This window comes from Lonsdalea britannica (assembly GCF_946477055.1).
Lineage (GTDB): Bacteria > Pseudomonadota > Gammaproteobacteria > Enterobacterales > Enterobacteriaceae > Lonsdalea > Lonsdalea britannica_A.
Genome location: NZ_CAMKXG010000293.1, coordinates 1 through 3,764 on the forward strand (window position 1 = coordinate 1; position 3,764 = coordinate 3,764).

The window sequence follows — 3,764 nt, forward strand, 5'->3', positions numbered from 1 at the left end:
CCGGTCCCAGCACCGCTACCATCGCCAGCGCGATCACCAGCCCCGGCAGAGACAGGACGATATCGGTCAGTCGGATAAGCGTCTTTTCAAACCAGCCGCCGAGATAACCCGCGCTAATACCGACCAGCAGACCGACCGGCACGGTGAGGATCAGGATCAGCGAGACCAGTAATAGCGTGGGCCGCGCGCCATAAAGCACCCGGGACAACAGATCCCGGCCGAATCCATCCGTTCCCAGCCAATGCTCGGCGGAAGGCGGCAGCAAACGCTGAGTGATGAACTGTGCATTCGGTTCATATGGGGCTAACCACGGAGCAAGCAGAGCAATCCCGATTAACAGGGACAGGAGAACGCAGCCGATATTCAGGCTGTTGACGGCAGGCCAGAAAGTGCGTCGGGTGCGCGGCTGCGAACGCAGGCCCTTAAAGAGAGTCAATCGCATCATCGTGTCCGAGGGTCAGTCAGGTAAATCAGCGCATCAGCCAACGCATTCATCAGGATAAAGCACAGGCCAATGAGGAGAGTGGAGCCGAGAATGGCGGGAATATCCGCGCCAAACAGCGCGGTCGTCAGATAACGCCCCACGCCGGGCCATGAGAAGACCGTTTCGGTCAGCACCGCACCTTCGAGGAGGCTGGCATACGACAGCATCAGCACCGTGACCATGACACCGCGAATATTGGGCAGTACATGGCAGAGCAAGATGCGCAGTTGTCCGGCGCCCTTCGCGCGAGCCAGCAACACATACTCTTTATGGCATTCGTCCAGCATCGCCGCCCGCAACAGTCGGGTTATCCCCGCCATCGACAGCAGGCCCAGCACGCAGGCGGGAAGCCACAGATGACGGATGGCATTGCGAAACATCTCCGGATCGCCGCTAAGCCAGGTATCGATCAGGACAAATCCCGTGCGCGGCTCCAGCGTGTATTGATAGATATCATCCAGTCGTCCCGGTCCGCCAGCCCAGTGCAGGACCGCATAAAACAGCAACAAACTCAGCAGTCCTAACCAGAAAATGGGGACGGAATACCCCACCAGCGAGATCATCCGCACCGTATTATCCAGCAGGCTGCCGGGCTTCAGGACTGACAGCAGCGCCAGCGTCACGCCAAAGGCGAAGCCGATGATAATGGCGCAGGTCGCCAGTTCGAGCGTCGCGGGAAACGCTCGCATCAAATCATCGAAGACGGGCTGAGAAGTACTGCGGGAAATGCCAAGATCGCCGTGAGCGAGCGCCGCGAGGTAGTGCCAGAACTGCACCCACAGCGGCTGGTCCAGCCCCAATTGCTGTCGGACCTGCAGATAGGTCGCCTCGCTGGCGCGATCGCCCGCAATTTGCAGCGCCGGATCGATAGGCGCCAGATGAGTCAGTAAGAAAGTGAAAAGCAGGAGCCCCAGCAGTGTGATGGCCAGCGCCAGCAGACTGCTCAGCACCGTTCCCGTTCGTCGCCACCCGGCCCGGAGGTGTTCATGAATTGTACGCACTGCTCTATCCCTCATTTGCCGAGCGAAAATAAGGCCCGGAGTGTAGGCGAGATGACAAAAGCGTATGAAATTATATTCAGCGATATGAATATAACTATAGATTATATAAGGAAAATGCGGTGAATTATTCGCTGGCGGGTGACCCGTCCAACAGCTCTCTGACTCTCTGCGCCAGCGCAATCAGATTATCGTCCGGCATCCCATAATGGTGTAGTTCGCGCTCCAGGGAGAAAAGGTATTGCGCGTTCGTGCCGAGCGGCCCTCGGGCACGCGCGATCAGCGGTGCCACGCTTTGAATGCAGGTATCCTGTTCCAGCAGGGGATGGTCGGGATTGATGACGAAAACCAGCGCCGTCAGGTAACCGCCTTCGGCGCACTCCAATTCGCACCACAGAGGACGATAGCAGCCGGTGAGCATTTCACGTTTCCAGAGCAGCTCCAACTCTTCACGCAGGCTATCTTCCGGAAGACGATAAGCAAGCCCAGTCGTTTCCCCTCCCGGCTTGAGTCCCAGCATGCGCCCCGGCTGGGCGGCGGTGCCGCGCCCCGCGGTCAAACGCAGGCAAAACGCGCGCTGCCACCCTTTCAGCGTAGCCAAACAGCTCTCGGTCGCATCAAACGCCGGATTCCACATCAGAGAACCGTAGCCAAAGATCCAAACCCCCTCGTGCGGTGGACGACAGGATAAGGTGGTTTCCAGAGAGTCCGCTCGCTGCTGCGGGGTAAGCAATAAATGCTCTTCGATGTGACCGAACGACGTCCGGCAATCGGCTTTCTGTAAAAAATCACGCGTTAACACAAGTTCTCTTTCCTTACCCCTTACACACTTTCCTGCTGAATGGCGTCACCCGGCTATTCTGAACCATCATGAACCGCACAATCAACGCGCACGTTGATTATTTTCCCGGCACGCCGGAAACGTTCACTTTGCTTACCAATTTGTTTAACTTCCTGAAACACAATGGTGATTTTCTGTTTTCTTTTTAGGAGGAGGCAATGAACCGCGAAGATCAATCGACCTCACGCCGCTGCCTACGTCGGTAGGTCACTCTGTTGTACTGCCTACAGTTATTAACGAAAACTCAATTAAATCCGCTTTTTACACGTTTTTTAACCGGTTGCTTTTGAAATATCACAATAATATGCCTTTAAATCACGCATACCAAGTGATTAAATAGTGACTAATTGTAGCAATTTCGTTTATTATTAGAGAGATAAAAGTAAAAACATAAAAATAATATATTCAGATATATTTATGCCGAAAATGCATAGATTTAATCGCAGTTAAGGGCTTTTAGTGGCGCTTGGTGTCTGGCATGGCGAATATTTCATAACGACGTTATACGTTATTTCTATCAGCAAGCTCGCTACACAAATAAGGAACCTTCAAGAATGACCTCTTCCGCCGAGACGGTAAAAACCCGTCACCATGAATATACGCTTGTTCTTCCCCTCCTCACGCTGCTGGTGCTGGTCATGTGGGGCGATACCACCAGTTTGGGCGGCATCATCGCTATCAATGCCCTGGCGCTGGTCGGGATCCTTTCCAGCGCCTTCAGCGTGGTGCGTCACGCCGACGTGCTGGCCCACCGTCTGGGGGAACCCTTTGGTTCGCTGATTCTCAGCCTGTCCGTCGTCATTCTGGAAGTCAGCCTGATCTCCGCCCTGATGGCGACCGGCGACGCAGGCCCGCATCTGATGCGCGATACGCTTTACTCCATCATCATGATCGTCACCGGCGGGTTGGTGGGATTCGCCCTGCTGCTGGGCGGACGTAAATTTGCAACTCAGTACGTCAATCTGGGCGGCATCAAGCAGTATCTGATGGCGATTTTTCCCCTTGCCGTACTGGTACTGGTTTTTCCCGCCGCGCTACCGGCAGGTAACTTTTCCGTACCGCAGTCGCTGATTATCGCGCTGATTTCAGCAGCAATGTACGGCGTATTCCTGAAAATTCAGACCCGCACGCACCAGAGCCTGTTCGTCTATGATCACGAAGATGAGAGCGATGGCGAAGGGGATAGTCAACACGGCAAACCGTCGGCGCACAGTTCGCTCTGGCATGCGGTATGGCTGGTGATTCATCTGATTGCCGTGATTAGCGTCACCAAAATGGACTCCAAACTACTGGAGACACTGCTTGAACGCATGAACGCTCCTTCCCAGTTCACCGGCTTCCTCGTGGCGCTGCTGATTCTGTCGCCGGAAGGTCTGGGAGCGATCAGAGCCGTTCTGAAAAACCAGGTACAACGCGCGATGAACCTGTTCTTTGGCTCCGT

General features: G+C 54.9%; 4 protein-coding genes. 1 reads left to right on the forward strand and 3 read right to left on the reverse strand.

Translation table 11 applies throughout. The annotated features are described in order from the left end of the window. The 3 genes from Q7O77_RS15430 to Q7O77_RS15440 form a co-directional block, all read right to left on the reverse strand. On the reverse strand, nt 1-442 hold a 442-nt coding region (locus Q7O77_RS15430), incomplete at its 3' end, for an ABC transporter permease (protein ID WP_369696228.1). After that, nucleotides 442-1,476, reverse strand: coding sequence for an ABC transporter permease (locus tag Q7O77_RS15435; protein WP_304169374.1), 1,035 nt, complete (start codon nt 1,474-1,476; stop codon nt 442-444). The genes Q7O77_RS15430 and Q7O77_RS15435, both read right to left, overlap by 1 nt. 133 nt (nt 1,477-1,609) lie before the next feature. Next, the gene (locus tag Q7O77_RS15440; protein ID WP_304169368.1) at nt 1,610-2,284 is read right to left on the reverse strand and encodes a gamma-glutamylcyclotransferase; all 675 of its coding nucleotides are present in this window, start codon (nt 2,282-2,284) and stop codon (nt 1,610-1,612) included. A gap of 593 nt (nt 2,285-2,877) precedes the next feature. Here Q7O77_RS15440 and chaA point away from each other — a divergent pair. Continuing rightward, nucleotides 2,878-3,764 (forward strand): sodium-potassium/proton antiporter ChaA (chaA, locus tag Q7O77_RS15445; protein WP_304169371.1); only part of this gene is annotated, 887 nt, incomplete at its 3' end.